15 protein-coding genes, 1 tRNA gene and 1 other RNA gene are annotated in these 17,184 nt (G+C 70.2%); 12 read left to right on the top strand and 5 right to left on the bottom strand.

The window, feature by feature from the left end:
- Positions 1–27 precede the first annotated feature (27 nt).
- From RI211_RS09405 to RI211_RS09395, 3 genes are all read left to right on the top strand, one after another.
- Positions 28–100: transfer RNA gene (locus tag RI211_RS09405), tRNA-Val, on the top strand.
- Positions 101–128: 28 nt separating this feature from the next.
- The gene (locus tag RI211_RS09400) at positions 129–1,016 is read left to right on the top strand and encodes a TIGR01777 family oxidoreductase (protein ID WP_315637698.1); all 888 of its coding nucleotides are present in this window, start codon (positions 129–131) and stop codon (positions 1,014–1,016) included.
- Positions 1,017–1,080: 64 nt separating this feature from the next.
- Positions 1,081–2,034 (top strand): L-lactate dehydrogenase, encoded by a 954-nt coding sequence (locus RI211_RS09395; protein WP_187661599.1) that lies wholly within the window; start codon positions 1,081–1,083, stop codon positions 2,032–2,034.
- Positions 2,035–2,065: 31 nt separating this feature from the next.
- On the opposite strand, the gene RI211_RS09390 is transcribed toward RI211_RS09395, so the two are convergent.
- On the bottom strand, positions 2,066–2,830 hold the full coding sequence (locus RI211_RS09390; protein ID WP_315637699.1) for an SDR family oxidoreductase: 765 nt from the start codon (positions 2,828–2,830) through the stop codon (positions 2,066–2,068).
- 100 nt (positions 2,831–2,930) lie between these two features.
- Here RI211_RS09390 and RI211_RS09385 point away from each other — a divergent pair, with 100 nt between their 5' ends.
- Positions 2,931–3,767: a helix-turn-helix transcriptional regulator gene (locus RI211_RS09385; RefSeq protein ID WP_187661597.1), complete on the top strand. Its 837-nt coding sequence runs from the start codon at positions 2,931–2,933 to the stop codon at positions 3,765–3,767.
- A gap of 11 nt (positions 3,768–3,778) precedes the next feature.
- Here RI211_RS09385 and RI211_RS09380 read toward each other — a convergent pair whose 3' ends face one another.
- Positions 3,779–4,618 carry an aldo/keto reductase gene (locus RI211_RS09380; RefSeq protein WP_315637700.1) on the bottom strand — a complete coding sequence of 280 codons (840 nt, stop codon included), beginning with the start codon at positions 4,616–4,618 and terminating at the stop codon, positions 3,779–3,781.
- A 99-nt stretch (positions 4,619–4,717) separates the two neighbouring features.
- On the opposite strand from RI211_RS09380, the gene RI211_RS09375 reads away from it, so the two are divergent.
- From RI211_RS09375 to rnpB, 4 genes are all read left to right on the top strand, one after another.
- On the top strand, positions 4,718–5,101 hold the full coding sequence (locus tag RI211_RS09375; RefSeq protein WP_315637701.1) for a YchJ family protein: 384 nt from the start codon (positions 4,718–4,720) through the stop codon (positions 5,099–5,101).
- Between the two features lie 37 nt (positions 5,102–5,138).
- Entirely contained in the window at positions 5,139–5,876 is a 738-nt protein-coding gene (locus RI211_RS09370) for a zinc ribbon domain-containing protein (protein ID WP_259952445.1), read from the top strand.
- Between the two features lie 22 nt (positions 5,877–5,898).
- Positions 5,899–7,599, top strand: a complete 1,701-nt coding sequence (locus RI211_RS09365; protein WP_315637702.1) for a bifunctional 3'-5' exonuclease/DNA polymerase — start codon at positions 5,899–5,901, stop codon at positions 7,597–7,599.
- 24 nt (positions 7,600–7,623) lie between these two features.
- Positions 7,624–7,980: RNase P RNA component class A (gene rnpB, locus RI211_RS09360), an RNA gene on the top strand.
- Between the two features lie 130 nt (positions 7,981–8,110).
- On the opposite strand, the gene ppgK is transcribed toward rnpB, so the two are convergent.
- Positions 8,111–8,857, bottom strand: coding sequence for a polyphosphate--glucose phosphotransferase (ppgK, locus tag RI211_RS09355; protein WP_136052455.1), 747 nt, complete (start codon positions 8,855–8,857; stop codon positions 8,111–8,113).
- A gap of 81 nt (positions 8,858–8,938) precedes the next feature.
- Here ppgK and RI211_RS09350 point away from each other — a divergent pair, with 81 nt between their 5' ends.
- Genes RI211_RS09350 through RI211_RS09335 form a run of 4 tightly spaced genes read left to right on the top strand, consistent with a single transcriptional unit; the run spans position 8,939 to position 14,470 of the window.
- A complete protein-coding gene (locus tag RI211_RS09350; RefSeq protein ID WP_101845512.1) occupies positions 8,939–9,178 on the top strand; it encodes a hypothetical protein in 240 nt (79 codons plus the stop codon).
- Positions 9,179–9,180: 2 nt separating this feature from the next.
- Positions 9,181–10,518 (top strand): type I glutamate--ammonia ligase, encoded by a 1,338-nt coding sequence (gene glnA / locus RI211_RS09345; protein ID WP_071329447.1) that lies wholly within the window; start codon positions 9,181–9,183, stop codon positions 10,516–10,518.
- Between the two features lie 7 nt (positions 10,519–10,525).
- The gene (locus tag RI211_RS09340; protein WP_315637703.1) at positions 10,526–13,501 is read left to right on the top strand and encodes a bifunctional [glutamine synthetase] adenylyltransferase/[glutamine synthetase]-adenylyl-L-tyrosine phosphorylase; all 2,976 of its coding nucleotides are present in this window, start codon (positions 10,526–10,528) and stop codon (positions 13,499–13,501) included.
- 48 nt (positions 13,502–13,549) lie between these two features.
- Positions 13,550–14,470, top strand: coding sequence for a diacylglycerol/lipid kinase family protein (locus tag RI211_RS09335; protein ID WP_187661590.1), 921 nt, complete (start codon positions 13,550–13,552; stop codon positions 14,468–14,470).
- On the opposite strand, the gene RI211_RS09330 is transcribed toward RI211_RS09335, so the two are convergent.
- Both RI211_RS09330 and RI211_RS09325 read right to left on the bottom strand, forming a co-directional pair.
- A complete protein-coding gene (locus tag RI211_RS09330) occupies positions 14,471–15,514 on the bottom strand; it encodes an AI-2E family transporter (RefSeq protein WP_315637770.1) in 1,044 nt (347 codons plus the stop codon).
- Between the two features lie 208 nt (positions 15,515–15,722).
- A complete protein-coding gene (locus tag RI211_RS09325) occupies positions 15,723–17,078 on the bottom strand; it encodes a serine/threonine-protein kinase (protein ID WP_315637704.1) in 1,356 nt (451 codons plus the stop codon).
- Between the last annotated feature and the right edge of the window lie 106 nt (positions 17,079–17,184).

Here is a 17,184-nt window from a genome sequence, read left to right as displayed (position 1 = left end):
CCGCGCCCGGATAGACTGAGCGCACCAGGGCCTTTAGCTCAGCTGGTAGAGCGCCACGTTTACACCGTGGATGTCGTCGGTTCGATCCCGGCAGGGCCCACCCGTATCGTTTGCAGCGGGGAGCGGCAATGGAGCGACGCATCGTCATCAGTGGGGCATCGGGCCTCATCGGATCCGCGCTCACCGCCGCGCTCCGCGCCGACGGGATCGACGTGAGCACCTTGGTGCGACGGGCCCCGCAGGCGGAGGGCGAGGTCGAGTGGGCGCCGGGCGACGCAGCCCTCGACCCTGATGTTCTCGCCGGCGCCGAGGCCGTCGTGGCCCTCGGCGGTGCGAGCGTCGGACGCCTGCCGTGGACGCGCGGGTATCGACGTCAACTCGTCGAATCGCGGCTCGACGCGACGAACACCCTCACCACCGCGCTGCGCGCCCTGCGCACCGACGCACCTGCCTTCGTCTCCGCCTCGGCCGTGGGGTACTACGGATCGGCGCCGGGCGAGGTGCTCACCGAGCACTCCGGCCCCGGCAGCACCTTCCTCGCCGACCTCACCGTGCGGTGGGAGACCGCGGCGCGGCGCGCCGAGGACCACACGCGGGTCGCCCTGCTGCGGACGGCACCGGTGATCCATCGCCGGGGTGTGCTCCGTCCGATGATCACGCTCACGAAGCTCGGCGTCGCCGGCCCTCTGGGGACGGGCACGCAGATCTGGCCGTGGATCTCCTTGGAGGACGAGGTGCGCGGCATCCGCCATGTCCTCGATGAGAAGCTCGCGGGGCCCGTCAATCTCGCCGGACCCACGAGGGCATCAGCCAATGAGATCGGCCGCGCGCTCGCGCAGCGGATGCACCGGCCGTTCTGGCTGCCCGCTCCCCGGTGGGCGTTGCGCCTCGCCCTCGGCGACGCCGCCGAGTCGTTGCTGCTCCCCGACGCCGATGTGCGGCCGGAAGTGCTGGAGCAGTCCGGCTTCCGGTTCACCCATCGGACCGCAGCAGAGGCGGTCGCCGCGGCGGTGTGATGACGCTGCGATTCTCCCGGCGAGACCCCTGCCGTCACAGCGCCCGCGCTGTCAGGATGGGCGCATGGAGATCATCGAGAACTCGAAGCTCACCGTCGTCGGCGCGGGAAGCGTGGGGTCCAGCGTCGCCTACGCCGCGCTCATCCGTGGCTCGGCACGCCACGTCGCCCTGTACGACATCGCGACCGAGAAGGTCGAGGCCGAGGTGCTGGACCTCGCGCACGGCACGCAGTTCACGGGCAGCAGCGACATCATCGGCGGAAGTGACATCTCCGTGGCCGCAGGTTCCCATGTCGTGGTCATCACCGCGGGAGCGAAACAGAACCCTGGACAGACGCGCACCGAGCTCGCCGGGGTGAACGCCGGCATCATCCGGCGCATGATGCCGGAGCTGCTCGCCGTCGCGCCGAACGCCGTCTACGTCATCGTCACGAACCCGTGCGACGTGCTCACGGTCATCGCGCAGCAGGAGACTGGACTGCCGCCGGAGCGCATCTTCGCGTCGGGCACCGTGCTCGACACGTCTCGGCTGCGCTGGAAGCTGGGGGAGCGGGCGGGAGTGTCCACGGCGAGCGTGCACGCCCACATCATCGGAGAGCACGGCGACACCGAGTTCCCGCTCTGGTCGCGGGCGACGATCGGCACGGTCCCGATCCTCGACTGGGAGACCCCGGACCACCCGCGCTTCACCCTGGAGGAGCTGGACGAGATCGCCGTCGACGTCCGCGACGCCGCCTACAAGGTGATCCAGGGGAAGGGCGCCACGAACTATGCGATCGGACTCTCCAGCGCGCGCATCGTGGAGGCGATCCTCCGGGACGAGCATGCGGTGATGCCGGTGAGCACAGTGCTCCACGACTTCCACGGGATCGACGGCGTCGCCCTGTCCGTTCCGTCGATCGTCAGCGCCGCCGGCGCCGTGCCGATCCGCACGACCGCGTTCTCGGATCGGGAGCTCGGACTGCTGCGGGAGTCCGCCGACGCGCTCACCGCGGTCGCCGCGTCCCTGCAGGCGTGACGGCGGTGGGGCGGCCGGCCATCCACCGCGTTCACCGACCGTGCGGATCGGTGCGGTTGAGCACCGCGACGACCTCGTCGTAGTCGCCACGAGCCTCGCCGTAGCGGAGGAACTTCACCCGCTCGACCTGGATCTCGGTCGCGTCGGGCTGGGTCTCGATGAGGGACATGACCTCGTCGATGAACGCGTCGAGGGGCAGAGCAGCATCGTTCTCCGCGTGCCCGGGCATGAGATCCGTGCGCACCGCCGGCGGTTCGAGCTCCTGCACCGCGACGGTCGTCCCCGCGAGCTGGAGCCGGAGCGACTCGCTGAGCATGTGGATCGCTGCCTTGCTCGCGTTGTACGTGGGCGTGACCTTCAGGGGCGCGAAGGCGAGACCGGAGGAGACGGTCATGATGGTCGCCGCGGGCTGGGCTCGCAGGTGCTCGATGAAGGCGGCGATGAGACGGATCGGGCCGAGGATGTTCGTCGTGACGGTCTCCTCGGCGGTGGACAGGAAGCCGGCCGGCGTGGTCCAGTCCTCCGCGCGCATGATGCCCGCCATCGTGATGAGCACGTTCAGCGTCGGGTGCGCGATGAGGACCGCGGCCGCGGCCTCGTCGATGCTTCCCGGGTCCGTGGTGTCGATGCGCACGGTGCGGAGTCCGGGATGCTCGGCGGCGATCGCGGCCAGCCGGTCCTCTCGTCGCCCTCCCACGATCACGGTGTTGCCGCGCTCCTGCAGTCGGAGTGCCAGCGCCAGACCGATCCCGCTCGTCGCGCCGGGGATGAAGATGGTGTTTCCGGTGATGTCCATGACCTCAGCCTCGGCGCTGCACCGGCGCCGTTCCAGAGACGGCTGATCGGGGGATCGGCGGTCCCTGGATCCCGTCCGGTGTCCGGGGGATACTGCACGGATGGATCGCGATGCCCTGGCCGACTTCCTCCTGCGCCGTCGGGAGGCGCTCCGTCCCGCCGATGTGGGGCTGCCTGAGGGGCCGCGTCGGCGGACGGCGGGACTGCGGCGGGAGGAGGTCGCGCAGCTGGCGACCATGTCGACGGACTACTACACACGTCTCGAGCAGCGTCGGGGCCCGCAGCCGAGCGCGCAGATCCTCGCCGCCCTCGCTCGTGCCCTGCGTCTGTCATCCGACGAGCGCGACTACCTGTATCGACTGAGCGGGCTCAGCGCACCCGATCGGACGGTGGTCACCGATTACGTCCGACCCGGCATCCTCCGCGTGCTCGATCGTCTGCACGACACCCCGGCGTTCGTGGTCTCGCCTCTCGACGAGGTGCTGGTGCAGAACGACGCCTCGCGGGCGTTGATCGGTGACGCGAGCGCCCTGACCGGCCTCGACCGGAGCGGCATCCATCGCTGGTTCGCGCGACCGGACGAGGAGCGACGCCGGTACCGGGAGGTCGATCACCCCCGGCAGTCCCGGGCACTGGTGGCGGCGCTGCGCGCGGCGTACGGAACGATGGGCGCGCGGTCGCGGGCCGGGGAGATCGTGGCCGACCTGTCGGAGCGCAGCCCCGAGTTCGTGCAGCTCTGGGCGGCCCACGAGGTCGCCCGTCGCTTCGAGCAGCACAAGGTGATCGTCCACCCGGAGCTGGGGGAGATCGAGGTGGACTGTCAGGCGCTGTTCACGGAGGACGAGTCACAGGCGCTCATCGTCCTGACAGCGCAGCCGGGCAGCGAGGCCGCCGGAAAGCTGGAGTTCCTGCGCGTCCTCGGCACGCAGAGCGTCTGAGCGGTCGTGACTCAGGATTCCTCGTGCACGGCGGGGTCACCGTCGAACAGGCGCCCGTCTGCGCGTCCGAGCGCCGTGATCGCAGCGACCTCCGCGTCATCGAGCACCACGGCGGCCGCGGCGAGATTCGCGGCCTGATGCGCCGCGGAGGATGCCTTCGGAATCGCGACGGTTTCTCTGGCCACGTGCCAGGCGAGGACGGCCTGCGCCGGGGTGATGTCGTGAGCGGCGGCCACCTCGCGGACGACGTCCTCGTCGAGGAGAGCCTGCGCTCGACCCAGCGGGCTCCAGGCCTCGGTGAGGATGCCGCGTTCGCGGTGATACGCCAGCTGCTCCTCCTGCGGGAAGTACGGGTGCACCTCGATCTGATTCACGACCGGTCGGACCCCTGTCTCCCGCTCGATGCGCTCGAGATGCTCAGGGAGGAAGTTCGAGACGCCGATCTGGCGGACGACGCCGCGCGCCTGAGCGTCCACGAGAGCCGTCCATGCCTCGACGTACTCGTCCTGGCTCGGGTTCGGCCAGTGGATGAGGTGCAGGTCGGTGGCATCGATGCCGAGGCGTGAGCGGCTCTCCTCGATGCTGGCGGTCGCCGTCGCGCGGGCATGGTGGCGACCAGGGAGCTTCGTCGTCACGATGACCTCGGAGCGGGGGACGCCCGAGGATGCGACGCCACGGCCGACGGACCCCTCGTTCTCGTAGTTGAAGGCCGAGTCAACGAGCCGGTATCCGGCACGGAGGGCCTGGGCGACGGCATCCGCTCCGGCGTCGCCGTTCAGGCGGTACGTCCCGAGGCCGAGAGCCGGCAGGGTGAAGCCGTTGTGGGCGCGGAAGGTGGGGACAGTGGTCATCGTTGCTCCTCCGTTGGCGTGCCTCCAGCGTAGAGCGAGTTGGAGGGTCGCGGCCCTCTGCACGATGCTGGCAGGCATGACCCTGATCGTCGCGCTCTCATGACGGAGTCCGCCCGCTGCCCCTGTGCCTCCGGGGACATCTTCGCCGCCTGCTGCGGACCGCTCCTCGATGGGGCTGCTGCGCCGACCGCCGAGCGGCTGATGCGCTCGCGGTACACGGCGTTCGTAAGGGAGGACGCCCCATACCTCCTTCGCACCTGGCACCCGGATACGCGACCGGAGACGATCGGCTTCGACACCGACCTGGAATGGCGGCGGCTGGTGATCGTGGATCGCGTGGCGGGCGGCCCTTTCGACACTGTGGGCGTGGTCGAGTTCGAGGCCTTCTGGCGTCAGGGCGGCACGCGCGGATCGCTGCACGAGCGCAGCCGCTTCGTCCGCGAGGACCGGACGTGGTTCTACGTGGACGGCGACATCCGGTGATGCGGCGCTCGGCCCGGCAGCGACTAGATTTGAGAGCGTGAACGCCACCCCGGAGAACCAGCGCACCCTGCTCGACATCGCGGACCTCGACCGGCGCATCGCGCAGGCGGAACGAGCCCGCACCCGGCCGAGCCAGGCGGGCCGGATCGCCGAACTCGTCGCCATCCGGCAGGAGCAGCTCCGTGAGCTCACGGTTCTGACCGGTGCCAGGGATGACGCCCGCACCGAGCTTTCGCGGCTGGAGTCCGATGTCGCGCTCGCCGAGCAGCGCCGCGACCGCGATGCCCAGCGCCTCGCGGCAGCCACCAATCCGAAGGAGGCGCAGGCCCTGGAGCACGAGCTCGCCAGCCTCGCCAAGCGCCTGAGCGACCTCGAGGACGCCGAGCTCGACATCATGGGCCGGGTCGAGGAGGCCGACGCCGCCGTGGCCGCGCAGCAGGCCCTGTTGGACGCGACGACCGCGGAGGGCAGCGCCCTCACCGCCCAGGGCAAGGCCGACGTCGCTGCGGCGACCGAGCTCGGCGCCCAGCTCGCGCGCGACCGGGAGGCCGTCGCCGCCACGGTTCCCGCGCCCCTGCTCGCGGAGTATGATCGCCGCGCCGTGAACAGCGCCGGAGCCGCGCTCCTCACCCGCGGTACGTGCGAGGGGTGCCGGATGATGCTCCCCGGCACCGATCTCAACGACATCCGTCGCGCGCCCGAGGACGAGGTGGTCTCGTGCCCCGAGTGCGGCTGCATCCTCGTGCGCACTGAGGAGTCGGGACTCTCGTCGTGAGCGCATCCGGCGCGCACCGCCCGTGACGGTGCCGGCGTCGGGCCCGGAGCGACGTCTCGCGCTGATCGGCCTCGGTGCGGGGGAGTACGCCGCGATCGAGCTGGACGAGCATGACGAGGAGCAGCAGCGCACCCTCCTCCCCGCGTCCGAGCTCGCCGGCTGGGTGGCTGAGGTCGAAGCCGCCGACACGCCGCGATGGATCATCCGCAGTGCGGCGGAGATCTACGCGCTGCTGCTGAACGCCGGGGTCCGGATCACGCGCAGCCACGACCTCGTCCTCTGCCATGCGATCCTGCGCGACACCGCCATGGTGAACACCCCGCTGCCCCCGGCCGCGGGCTGGGAGCGTCGCGACCCGGTCGACACCACCCCCTCCCTGTTCGACGTCCTCGATGAGGAGTCGGGCGAGGACGCGATCACGGCCGCGCTCGAGCAGTACCGCGCGCAGCGGAACGTGATGGCGGAGGCCACGGACGGCCGCCTGACGTTGCTCTGCGCTGCGGAGTCGGCCGGCGGCCTGATCGCCGAGGAGATGCGCGTCGCGGGGCTGCCCTGGGACGCGCGGGTGCATGACGCGATCCTCACCGAGACGCTGGGTGCGCGTCCGGCAGCGGGCGGGCTGCCCCGACGGATGGTGGAACGCGGCGACGAGGTGCGGGCCCTGCTCGACGACCCCACGCTGCATCTGGACAGTCAGCCGAAGTTGCTGCGGGCCCTGCACCGTGTCGGCGTGTCGGTGGAGTCCACGAGCAAGTGGGAGCTGTCCGCCCACGAGCACCCGGTGATCGAACCGCTCCTCGCCTACAAGAAGCTGTCTCGCCTGCTCAGCGCGAACGGCTGGACCTGGTTGTCGGAATGGGTCCAGGACGGCCGCTTCCGTCCGGTGTACATCCCCGGGGGCGTCGTCACCGGACGGTGGGCGTCGGCCGGCGGCGGTGCGCTGCAGCTGCCGCGCAACCTCCGCCCCGCCGTACGCGCGGATCCGGGCTGGGCACTCGTCGTCGCGGACGTCGCCCAGCTCGAGCCGCGGATGCTCGCGGCCATGGCGTCCGATGAGGCAATGGCGGACGCGGCGCGTGGCGGCGACCTCTACGCCGGCGTCGTCGCGTCCGGTGCCGTCGCGACGCGCGAGGAGGCGAAGTACGCGGTGCTGGGAGCGATGTACGGCGCCACCAGCGGCGACAGCGGGCGGCTGGTGCCGCGGCTGCGGAAGGTCTATCCGCGCGCGATGGCGCTCGTCGACGACGCGGCGCGCGTGGGGGAGGACGGCGGCATCGTCTCGACCTGGCTCGGTCGCTCCTCGCCGCGGCCGTCCACGGAGTGGATGCGGCTGCAGGCCGACGCCACCGGCGCCGATGCCGACCCCGCCGTGGTCTCCCTCGCCCGCCGCCGCGCGCGGGAGTGGGGGCGCTTCACCCGGAACTTCATCGTCCAGGGCACCGCGGCCGAGTGGTCGCTGATCTGGCTCGCCGAGATCCGCCACCGCCTGGCGCAGCTCCCCGAGGTCTTCGGCGCCGCGGAGGCGTCAGGGCCGTTCGCCCGGGAACCGCACCTGGCGTTCTTCCTGCACGACGAGGTGATCCTGCATACGCCGCAGGAGTATGCGGAGGCCGCCGCCGACGCCGTCCGCGAGGCCGCCGCCGTCGCGACGACCCGCCTGTTCGGCACCTTCCCGATCGACGTGCCCCTCGACCTGCGCATCGCGGACTCCGCGGAGAAGTGAGGCCCCGTAGACTGGAGGGGCGAATGGGTCGACTGGACGGTCGCGTGGCGGGCAACCGCACCGAGGAACGTCCGGGCTCCACAGGGCAGGGCGGTGGGTAACACCCACCCGGAGTGATCCGCGAGATAGTGCCACAGAGAGCAGACCGCCCCGCGAGGGGTAAGGGTGAAAGGGTGGTGTAAGAGACCACCGGGGGCCGTGGTGACACGGCCCGCCAGGTAAACCTCGCCCGGAGCAAGGTCAGACAGAGGATGATGACGCGGCTCGCCGAGTCCTCGGGTAGACCGCTGGAGCGGCACGGCAACGTGTCGCCGAGAGAGATGGCCGTCGAAGGGGCGAAGAACCCCGGAACAGAACCCGGCGTACAGGTCGGCCCATTCGCCCCGAACGAGAAAGGCCCCGATGACTCACGTCATCGGGGCCTTCCCCGTTGGGTCCCTGAGCCCGTCGAAGGGCCCTGAGTCCCGTTGGGTCCCTGAGCCCGTCGAAGGGCCCTGAGCCCGTCGAAGGGTCAGTCGCCGGCGAGCGAGGCCGCGCCGATGATGCCGGAGTTGTTGCGGTGGATCGCGGGGACGATCGGCGTCTTCAGGTCGAGCAGCGGCAGGAAGTCGCCCGCGTTCTTCGACACGCCGCCGCCGACCACGAACAGGTCGGGGCTGAAGAGGAACTCGATGTGGGAGTAGAACGCCTGCAGGCGCTCGGCCCACTCCGCCCAGCTCAGGCCCTCGCGCTCGCGCGCCGAGGTGGCCGCATACGTCTCGACGGACTCGTACTCGCGGAAGTTCAGGTGCCCGAGCTCCGTGTTCGGCAGCAGGACGCCGTCATACAGGAACGCGGAGCCGATCCCGGTGCCGAGCGTGGTCAGCAGCGTGAAGCCGAGCACGTCGCGGGCGGCTCCGTGGCGGGCCTCCGCGACGCCGGCGGCGTCCGCGTCATTCACGAAGACGATGTTCCGGCCGAGACCGTCGCGGAAGAAGCGCTCGGCATCGAAGTCGATCCACTCCTTCGAGACGTTGGCGGCGGAGAGCGTCTTCCCGCGCTTGACGATCGCGGGGAACGCCACGCCGAGCGGAAGGGTCGACTCGTGCACGTCCAGCGTCTTCAGGACGGTCTGGACCGCGACCAGGACGTCTTCCGGCGCCGCGCCGGCCGGAGTGGGTACCCGCACCCGATCCGAGGCCATGGTGCCGTGTTCGAGGTCGACGATTCCCGCTTTGATGCCCGTGCCGCCGATGTCGACGCCGATCGCTTTTGCCATGGCCGATAGCTTAGCGACCACGGTGCACGCCAGTAGGATCGATGACATCACCCCAACCGCTCGCGGGAAGAAGGAGCAGCCATGACCGACGGCGATCACAAGTACTGGTACAACTCCGCCACGGGCGAGGTCGAGTTCGGCATGCTCTCGCCGTCCATCGACCGCATCGGTCCGTTCGACACGGAGGCCGAGGCGCACCGCGCCCCCGAGGTGCTCAAGGAGCGGTCGCGCGCCTGGGCCGAGGAAGAGGCCGCGGAGCAGGGCTGGGACGCGAAGCCCTCCAGCGGCTTCGGTGCGGAGAAGGGCCAGGGCGCAGAGTAGCCATGGACAAGCAGAGGGACTTCGTCCTCCGGACGATCGAGGAGCGCGGCGTCAAGTTCGTGCGCCTGTGGTTCACCGACGTGATCGGCACACTCAAGTCCGTCGCCATCGCGCCGGCCGAGGTCGAGGGTGCCTTCGCCGAGGGCATCGGGTTCGACGGCTCCGCCATCGAGGGGCTGACCCGCACCTACGAGTCCGATCTGCTCGCCCAGCCCGACCCGACGACCTTCCAGACGCTGCCGTGGCGCGGGGAGATCGACCCGACCGCCCGCATGTTCTGCGACCTCACCACGCCCGACGGCCAGCCCGCGGTGGCCGACCCCCGTCACGTGCTCAAGCGCACGCTCGCGAAGGCCGCCGATGCGGGCTTCACGTTCTACACGCACCCCGAGATCGAGTTCTATCTGCTCAAGTCGTCGTCCTTCGGCCCCGAGGGGCCTGTGCCCGTCGACTCCGCGGGCTACTTCGACAATGTCCCCGGCGGCACCGCGCACGACTTCCGTCGGCGCTCCGTCCGCATGCTGGAGGACCTCGGCATCTCCGTGGAGTTCAGCCACCACGAAGGCGGCCCCGGCCAGAACGAGATCGACCTGCGCTACGCCGACGCCCTCACCACCGCGGACAACGTGATGACCTTCCGGACGGTCATCAAGGAGGTCGCGATCGAGCAGGGCGTGTACGCCACGTTCATGCCGAAGCCGCTCAGCGGTCAGCCCGGCAGCGGCATGCACACGCATATGTCGCTGTTCGAGGGCGACCAGAACGCCTTCTACGAGGAGGGTGCGAAGTACCAGCTCTCCAAGACCGGTCGGCACTTCATCGCGGGTCTGCTCAAGCACGCCAATGAGATCTCCGCGGTGACGAACCAGTTCGTCAACTCCTACAAGCGGCTCTGGGGCGGCGACGAGGCCCCGAGCTTCATCACCTGGGGCCACAACAACCGCTCCGCGCTCGTCCGCGTCCCGATGTACAAGCCCAACAAGGGCCAGTCCTCGCGCGTCGAGTACCGCGCCCTCGACTCCGCGGCGAATCCTTACCTCGCTTACGCGCTCATGCTCGCCGCCGGCCTCAAGGGCATCGAGGAGGGCTACGAGCTTCCGCCGGAGGCGGAGGACAATGTCTGGGCGCTGAGCGACGCCGAGCGTCGGGCGCTGGGATACTCGGCGCTTCCGGCCAGCCTCGACCACGCCCTGGAGTACATGGAGGCCTCCGAGCTGGTCGCGGAGACGCTCGGGGAACAGGTCTTCAACTACGTGCTCCTCAACAAGCGCAAGGAGTGGGAGGCGTATCGCGGTCAGGTCACGCCGCTGGAGCTGAAGAACAACCTCGAGCTCCTCTGAGCACGGCATGGCTCGCCCCGACGCCTCCGTCTCCCTTTCGGCCCTCGCTCGACTCGGATTCGCCGAGCTGAGCGAGGCCGCGGCGTCACTGGCAGAGCTGGAGAGCCTGCTCGACGTACCGCGGGCGATGCTGCTCGAGGCGTCTGTCGCTGCAGATCCCGACGCGGCTGTCCGTGGGATGCTGCGGGTGGCGCGACGCGAGTCGTCCCCGCTGCGGGCCCTTGTCACCGACGAGGAGACGCGCCAACGTGTCTGGCGCGTCTTCGGTGCCTCCGTGGGGCTGGCCGAGTTCTTCCTGCGCCATCCTGAGGAGCTCGACGTGCTTGCGGCACGCGTCGACGCGTTGCCCGCCGCGGACGTCTGGCGCGATCGGCTGCTCGCCGCCGTCGGGGCCGAGGACGGATTCGCCGACTCGGCGGAGGACCAGACGATCGTGGCCCTCCGCGTCGCGTATCGGCGGAACCTCGCGGAGATCGCGGCGTTCGACCTCGGCCACCCGCGACCCGAAGACGTCGTCGCCGAGGTCGCCGCCTCCCTCGCGGACCTCGCCGGCGCCGCCCTCGAGGCGTCGCTCGCGATCGCCCGCACGCGCCAGGCACCGTCGTCAGGTCGCGATGCCGTCGCCACGACACAGCTGGCTGTGATCGGCATGGGCAAGGCGGGTGCCAGGGAGCTCAACTACGTCAGCGATGTCGATGTCATCTTCGTCGGGGGCACGTCCGACGAGGAGACGCTGTCCGAGCCGCAGGCGATCGACATCGCGACGCGTCTGGCCAGGGACACCATGCGCTTCCTCAGCGCCATCGAGGTCGAACCGCCACTCTGGGAGGTCGACGCGGCACTGCGCCCCGAGGGCAAGCAGGGAGCGCTCGTGCGCTCCCTCGCCTCCCACGTCGCGTACTACGACCGATGGGCGAAGAGCTGGGAGTTCCAGGCGCTGCTGAAGGCTCGTCTCCTCGCCGGCGATCCTGCACTGGGCGCCGCCTACATCGATGCCGTGCAGCCGCGCGTGTGGTCGAGCGCCGCCAGGGAGGAGTTCGTCGAGAGCGTCCAGCGGATGCGCGAGCGGGTCATGGAGCACATCGACCCGGAGGATGACCCGTATCAGCTCAAGCTCGGGGCGGGCGGGCTGCGCGACATCGAGTTCACAGTGCAGCTCCTGCAGCTCGTGCACGGTCTCACCGATGCGTCCCTCCGCACCCGCGGCACACTCGAGAGCCTGGACGCGCTGGTCGCGGGCGGCTACATCGGCCGTGCGGATGCGGGCGCCTTCGCGCACGACTACCGCGTGCTGCGGCTCATGGAACACCGTCTCCAGCTGCGTGATCTCAGCCGCACCCACCTCATGCCGAAGACGCCCGCTGGTCTGCGCATCCTGGCGCGCAGCACGAAGCTGGCGGACACGGGGGAGGGCGTCTGGGCTCGGTGGGAGAGTGTCCGGCGCGAGGTGCGCGACATCCACACCCGCCTCTTCTACCGCCCGCTGCTGAGCGCGGTGGCGGGGCTGCCCGAGGAAGAGCGCACCCTTTCCGCGGAGCAGGCCCATGACCGGCTCGCCGCGATCGGCTTCCGCGATCCCGCCGGAGCCCTCCGGCACATCGGGGCACTGACGCGCGGGATCAGTCGCAAGGCGACGATCCAGCGGCACCTGATGCCCGTGATGGTGCGCTGGTTCGCCGATGGCAGCGACCCCGACTACGGTCTCCTGGCCTTCCGCCGCATCAGCGAGCGGCTGGGCGACACATCGTGGTTCCTGCGCATGCTGCGGGATTCGTCCGGCGCCGCAGAGAGCCTCACCCGGCTGCTGTCGTCGTCGCGCTACATCGGCGAGCTGCTGGAGTGGATCCCGGAGTCGGTGGCCTGGCTGGACAGCGCCGAGCGGCTGCGTCCGCGGAGCGCGCAGGCGCTGGACGAGGAGGCGCGGGCGATCCAGACGCGTCATGAGACGGTGGCCGACGCGCTACGGGCCGTCCGCGCCCTGCGGCGTCGCGAGCTCCTGCGCACCGCCATGGCCGCGGTGCTCGACGTCGTCACCATCGAAGAGGTGGCCACCGCGCTCACCGACATCACGGATGCGACGATCCAGGCCGGCCTCCGCGCCGTTCTCCGAGAGGTCGTCCCGCCGGAGGACGCAGCGCTCGACTTCGCGGTCATCGGCATGGGGAGGTTCGGCGGTGCGGAGCTCGGCTTCGGGTCCGACGCGGATGTCCTGTACGTGTACGACGCGAACGGTGTCGACCCTGGCAGGGCAGAGAAGCTCGCGACGAGGATCGTGGCGGGTCTCCGCGAGCATCTGACCGACCACCGCCTCCCGCTCGACCTCGATGCGGGCCTGCGGCCGGAGGGACGCAACGGGCCGATCGTCCGGTCCATCGACGCCTACGCGGCCTACTACCGTCGCTGGTCGCTGTCGTGGGAGGCTCAGGCGCTGCTGCGGGCGCGTGGTGTCGCGGGCAGCGCGAAGCTCATCGGGCGGTTCATGGAACTCGCGGACAACATCCGGTACCCGGAGGCGGTCGATCTCCAAGGGCTCCGGGAGATCAAGCGGATCAAGGCCAGGGTCGAGGGGGAGCGGCTGCCGCAGGGGACCGACCCGCGTCGTCATCTCAAGCTCGGACCGGGGACTCTCAGCGACGTGGAGTGGCTCGTGCAGCTTATCCAGCTGCAGCACGCGACCGATGTCCCCGGCCTGCGCACCACGTCGACTCTGCAGGCACTCGACGCCGCGGTCGGCGCCGGGCTCGTCGAGGAGGACGACGCGGAGCGCCTCCGGGCGGCGTGGCTGCTGTCGAGCCGACTCCGTTCAGGCATCACGCTGCTCACGGGTCAGACGAGCGACGTGCTGCCCGCTGACCGTCGTCAGTTGGATGCCCTGGCCCGTCTGCTCGGCTACCCGCCCCGGTCGGCGACACCGCTGGAGGAGGACTACCTGGCTGTCACCCGGCGTGCCCGGAGAACCTTCGAGCAGCTCTTCTACGGGTAGACGGCCGGTCGAGTTGCACGATCGTCGTCCGTCGCTCAGAGTGAGCGTATGACCTCTCCTCGCATCGGCGTGATCTGGAACCCGACGAAGTCCGACCGGGATGTTCTCGGTGAGGCCGTCACCATCGCCTTCGGTGAGGAAGCCGACGTGCGCTGGGGCGAGACGACTCCGGACGACCCCGGCCGTGGCGTCGCGGCGAAGGCGGTGGAGGAGGGCTGTGCCCTCGTCATCGCGGTCGGCGGTGACGGCACGATCCGCGCGGTCGCGGAGGCTCTGGTCGGCACCGATGTCGCTCTCGGGATCGTCCCGCAGGGCACAGGCAATCTGCTCGCGCGCAACCTCGGCGTGCCGCTCGAGGGCGTGCTACCGGCGCTCGAGCACATCCGCGATTCCGAGCCGCACCGCATCGACCTCGGCTGGGTGGAGTTCGACGGCGAGGAGCATGCCTTCTCCGTCATGGTCGGCTTCGGGGTCGACGCGCAGATGCTCGTGGAGACCAACGACGATCTCAAGGATCGCGCCGGATGGCTCGCCTACGTCGAGGCGATGGGGCGCGCACTGGCCGGTACCGAGATGACGGACATCACGCTGCAGCTCGACGACCACGAGCCGGAGGAGGTGCGCGGTCACACGCTGCTCGTCGGCAACTGCGGCATGCTCCAGGGTGGCATCCGTCTGCTGCCCGATGCCGTCCTCGACGACGGGCTCCTCGACATGTTGCTCATCAGCTCCGACGGCGCGCTGCAGTGGCTCGACACCGTCCGCTCGGTCGTCTGGGACAACGGCATCCGTCGCATGATCGGGAACGTCGATCAGGCGGTCAGCACGGACTCCACCACCCACGTCTCGGCGGAGCGGATCCGCGTGCAGCTCTCCGCGCCGCAGATGTTCGAGATCGACGGCGAGGAGATCGGCGAGATCGACGCGTTCACCGTGCGGGTGCAGCCGGGCGCCGTGCTGGTCCGCTGATCAGGCGACGGTCACCGCCGGCGGCGTTCTCTTCCTGTCCTGATTGGGGAAGACGACCTTCTGCACGATGATGATGATGCTCGCGGCCACCGGGATGGCGACGAGAGCGCCGAGGATTCCGCCGAGCGCTCCACCGGCCACCGCGGCGATGACCACCAGTGCGCCGGGGACGTCGACGGCCTTGTTCATGATCCGCGGGGAGAGCACGTACGCCTCGATCTGCATGTAGATCAGGTAGTAGATGATCGCGATCAGCGCGGTCGTCGGGGAGACGAACAGGCAGATGAGCGAGATGATGATCGATGCCGAGAGCGTTCCGACGAGCGGGATCATCGAGCCGATGAACGCGATCAGTGCGAGCAGCGCCGGCACCGGCGCTCCGATGATGGTGAGGAAGATGAGGCTCAGGATGCCGTTGGTGACCGCGAGGCTCGCCTGGCCGATGACGTAGCGCCCGACGGCGCTCGAGACGTCCTCCAGGAGCTCGCTGAAGGTGTCGCGCTGGTAGGCGGGGACGAACCGCGCGGCCACCCGCTTCATGCTGCGCAGCGATGCCATGAAGTAGAGGGTGAGGATGAGCACGATCGTGACGCCCGTCAGGCCGCCGGCGATCCCTGCGCCGACGGCGAAGACGCCGCCACCGATGTCGAGGAAGTTGTCCGGGTTCTGCACGAAGCCGAGCACGCCGTCGACCGCATCCTGGATCGTGCTGCCGAACTGTCCGCTGACGTCGTGGAACCAGGCGCTCTTCGTGAACTCCTTGATCATCTCCGGACCGTCTTTGATGAGGTTCCCGATCTGCTCCACCAGGGTGGGGACGATGGCCAGGATGATCCCGGCGAAGGCGAGGAGCACGCCGATCACGACCACGGCGACCGCCGCCGGACGCGGAAGCTTGCGCTCGATGAACCGCACGATCGGATCGAGGCCGAGCGCGAGGAACAGGGCGACGCCGATGTAGACGAGCACGGTGGCGAGCTGGCCGACGATGCCGCCGATCATCAGCGCGACGAGCACCCCGAGAGCACCGAGGAGCCCGAACATGAAGGGGTTCGCCCTGGCCCCGGCGACCACGCTCGACGGCGACCGCCGCTGCGCGGACACGCTGGGTGCCTGATCCGGCGGTACGATCAACTTCCTGCGACGCATGGTCCCCTCCCTCTGCCGATACTCGACACTCGATCATCCTCCACCAGGTCCCGTGCGCTGCTCAGCGACACCCGCCGGCTCGGCGGGCGTCGGGGGCGTCGGGTCAGTGGCTGCTGTTGCCCTTGCCGTTGTTGCCGTCGCGGCCAGGGCTCTTGCCTCGGTTCTCCTGCGCCTGAGGTGCGGCGTTCTCGGGCAGGCGCGTATCCGGCGCCGACTCGGTGACCGATGACGCCGGTGCCACCGGGGTCGCGGCCACCGGCTCCACCGCGACGGTCTCTGCCGGCGCCAGGTCGGGGGCGGTGTCGGTGGGAGCCGGTTCGAAAGGCACGACGTCCTCGACGATCCTCGACGCGCCGTCGGAGACGGCACCCGAGCTGGCGAGGGCCTGCTCGCCGTGTCCGACCAGTGCTGCGGAGGCGGTGGTCACCGCGCCGAGCACGACCACGGCGGCGATGAGGAGAGACTCGCGACGACGGCGCGTGCGCCGGGCCGGGGACGCCGCGGGGTGCGCGGACACGACGCGACGACGGGCACGGGCCTCGGCGCGGGTGCGGGGGAGGGCGCCTGCCGTCGGCGCCGGAAGCGGTACGGTGACGTCCGTGGCGACCTCTCCGGTCGAAGGCAGATCGACGAGCCGGCGCAGCTCGCCCTCGACCTCCAGAGCGTGCGGCCGCGCTTCGGGGTCGATCGCCGTCATCGCGGTGAGCAGGCCGACCCACTCCGACCCCAGCTCCGCGGGGATCTCGGGGGCGATGTGGAGGCGGGCGAGGGCGGATTCGACGCTGAGGGTGGGAGCGAAGCCGGGCTTGCCGGTGAGCGCCTCCAACAGGACGAGCCCGAGCGCGTAGACGTCGACCGCGGGACGGATGTCGCCGTTGCGCAACTGCTCCGGTGCCATGTAGGTCAGTGTCCCGAGGACGATGCCGGGAGTGGTGACACGCGACATGTCGATGGCGCAGGCGATCCCGAAGTCGGCGAGTTTCGCGCTCCACCGGCCGTTCGTGTCGAGAGGCGGGGTGAGCAGGACGTTCGAGGGCTTGATGTCGCGGTGCACGATGCCGGCGCTGTGCACGGCGTGGAGGGCGGAGGCGATGTCCGCCCCGATCATGGCGATCTCGCGCGCTGGGACCGTCGCGCGTGCCATGCGCTTGCTCAGAGTCGGTCCGGGCACGTACTCCATCACGAGGTACTTCGGTCGTCCGGGCTCGAGGTGCGCGTCGAGGAGGGTGACCAGGCCAGGGTGGTTGAGACCCGCGAGGAGCGCCTTCTCCGAGTGCACCCGCTCCACCGGCACGACGGCGTCGTCGGACTCGCGGAACATCTTCACCGCGACGGTGCGTTCGAGGGCGATGTCCTCCGCGCGGTACACGGTCGCCATCCCGCCCATACCGACGACCTCTGCCAGACGGTAGCGACCGTCCAGAAGCGCGGCGGTCGGCGGGGCTTCCTGGGTGATCACGGCGTCCTCCACTGGCGGGACCGGGTATCCCGACGATGTCTTCACCGTATCCGCGCAGAGAAAACGCTGCGTTGGGGTTGACGTGGAGGCCGACACCTGCAACGGG

The organism is Microbacterium meiriae (assembly GCF_032364335.1).
Lineage (GTDB): Bacteria > Actinomycetota > Actinomycetes > Actinomycetales > Microbacteriaceae > Microbacterium > Microbacterium meiriae.
The sequence above is the reverse complement of the archived record's forward strand: the minus strand, read 5'-3'. Positions and strand labels throughout refer to the sequence as shown.

Coding starts and splice junctions, on each gene's coding strand:
- RI211_RS09395 (WP_187661599.1), top strand. CDS start 1,081: ATGGAGATCATCGAGAACTCGAAGCTCACCGTCGTCGGCGCGGGAAGC.
- RI211_RS09400 (WP_315637698.1), top strand. CDS start 129: ATGGAGCGACGCATCGTCATCAGTGGGGCATCGGGCCTCATCGGATCC.
- RI211_RS09340 (WP_315637703.1), top strand. CDS start 10,526: ATGGCTCGCCCCGACGCCTCCGTCTCCCTTTCGGCCCTCGCTCGACTC.
- ppgK (WP_136052455.1), bottom strand. CDS start 8,857: ATGGCAAAAGCGATCGGCGTCGACATCGGCGGCACGGGCATCAAAGCG.
- RI211_RS09390 (WP_315637699.1), bottom strand. CDS start 2,830: ATGGACATCACCGGAAACACCATCTTCATCCCCGGCGCGACGAGCGGG.
- RI211_RS09330 (WP_315637770.1), bottom strand. CDS start 15,514: ATGTTCGGGCTCCTCGGTGCTCTCGGGGTGCTCGTCGCGCTGATGATC.
- RI211_RS09375 (WP_315637701.1), top strand. CDS start 4,718: ATGACGGAGTCCGCCCGCTGCCCCTGTGCCTCCGGGGACATCTTCGCC.
- glnA (WP_071329447.1), top strand. CDS start 9,181: ATGGACAAGCAGAGGGACTTCGTCCTCCGGACGATCGAGGAGCGCGGC.
- RI211_RS09380 (WP_315637700.1), bottom strand. CDS start 4,618: ATGACCACTGTCCCCACCTTCCGCGCCCACAACGGCTTCACCCTGCCG.
- RI211_RS09335 (WP_187661590.1), top strand. CDS start 13,550: ATGACCTCTCCTCGCATCGGCGTGATCTGGAACCCGACGAAGTCCGAC.
- RI211_RS09350 (WP_101845512.1), top strand. CDS start 8,939: ATGACCGACGGCGATCACAAGTACTGGTACAACTCCGCCACGGGCGAG.
- RI211_RS09385 (WP_187661597.1), top strand. CDS start 2,931: ATGGATCGCGATGCCCTGGCCGACTTCCTCCTGCGCCGTCGGGAGGCG.